This is a genomic window from Streptomyces morookaense (assembly GCF_013030945.1).
GTDB classification, from domain to species: Bacteria; Actinomycetota; Actinomycetes; order Streptomycetales; family Streptomycetaceae; genus Streptomyces; species Streptomyces morookaensis.
In genome coordinates this window covers 1-1479 of sequence record NZ_JABBXF010000185.1, presented here as the reverse complement: position 1 = coordinate 1479, position 1479 = coordinate 1, and the positions used below count along the sequence as shown (strand labels likewise).

General features: G+C 74.6%; 1 protein-coding gene. It reads left to right on the top strand.

What is annotated here, in order from left to right; translation table 11 throughout:
- On the top strand, positions 1-1479 hold a 1479-nt coding region (locus HG542_RS34055), incomplete at both ends, for a type I polyketide synthase (protein ID WP_171088295.1).

Here is a 1479-nt window from a genome sequence, read left to right as displayed (position 1 = left end):
GTGGTCGTCCCGTGCCCGGTGGGGACGAGTGACGACACGGCCACCCGGGTCCGTGAGGTCGTCAACGCCGTGCTGGAGCTGGTGCAGTGGTGGCTGGCGGAGGACCGTCCGGCGCGGCTGGCGCTGGTGACGCGTCCCGGTGACCTAGCCCACGCCGCGGTGTGGGGGCTCGTGCGCACCGCGCAGTCGGAGAACCCGGACCGGTTCGTGCTGGTGGAGGCCGAGGACGCCGCCGTGGTGCCCGCCGTTCTGCCGGGCGTGATCGCTTCCGGCGAGCCGCAGTTCGCGCTGCGCGGCCAGGACGTGCTCGTACCGCGCCTGGCGAAGACGTCCGGGACCGACACGGGTGCGCCCGACCTCGGCACGGGAACCGTCCTCGTGACCGGTGCGTCCGGTGCGCTGGGCGGGCTCGTCGCCCGGCACCTGGTGACCGAACACGGCGTACGCAGCCTGCTGTTGATGAGCCGGCGCGGTGCGGACGCCCCCGGTGCGGCCGAGCTGGAGGCCGAGCTGGCGGCCTCCGGCGCCGAGGTGCGCTGGGCGGCCTGCGACGCGGCCGACCGGGATGCGCTCGCCCGTTCACTGGCCGGCGTGCCGGTGACCGCCGTCGTGCACACGGCCGGCGTGCTCGACGACGGCGTGATCGCCGCGCTGACGCCCGAGCGGCTGGATGCGGTGCTGCGCCCCAAGGTCGACGCCGTGCTGAACCTGCACGAGTTGACCGGTGACCTGTCCGCGTTCGTGGTCTTCTCGTCGGTGTCCGGCATCCTGGGCAGCGCCGGGCAGGCCAACTACGCTGCTGCAAACACCTTCCTCGATGCCTTTGCCGAGTCCCGCCGTGCGCAGGGGCTCCCCGCCACCTCGTTGGCGTGGGGCCTGTGGGAGCAGGGCAGCGGCATGGCCGACCGGCTCGACCAGGCGGACCTCGTCCGGCTCAAGCGCGTCGGTCTGGCCCCGATCTCCGTCGAGGAGGGGCTGCGGCTGTTCGACGCCGCCCTGTCGGCGGACCGGGCGGCCGTCGCCCCGCTGCGGCTGGACCTCGGCGGGCTGCAGGGCACGGTGCCCCCGGTCCTCCGCGGGCTGCGCGGTCCCGTCCGGGGCACCGCGCGACGAGCAGCCTCCTCGGCGCCCAAGGGGTCCTTGGGCCTGCGGCTGGCCGGGCTGCCGGAGGCCGAGCGCGAGCAGGCGGTGCTGGAGCTGGTGCGCACCGAGGTCGCCGCGGTGCTCGGACACGCATCGGTTCAGGCCGTCCAGCCGGAACACGCCTTCCAGGACGCCGGTTTCGACTCGCTCACCTCGGTGGAGCTGCGCAACCGGCTGAACACGGCGACCGGGCTGCGGCTCCCGGCGACCATGGTCTTCGACTACCCGACGCCCGTCGCCCTCTCCCGCTTCCTGCTCACCGAGACGCTGGGCGTCCAGGAGCAGCAGCCGGAGACCGCGGTCGTCACGGCCGCCGGGACGGACGAGCCGATCGCG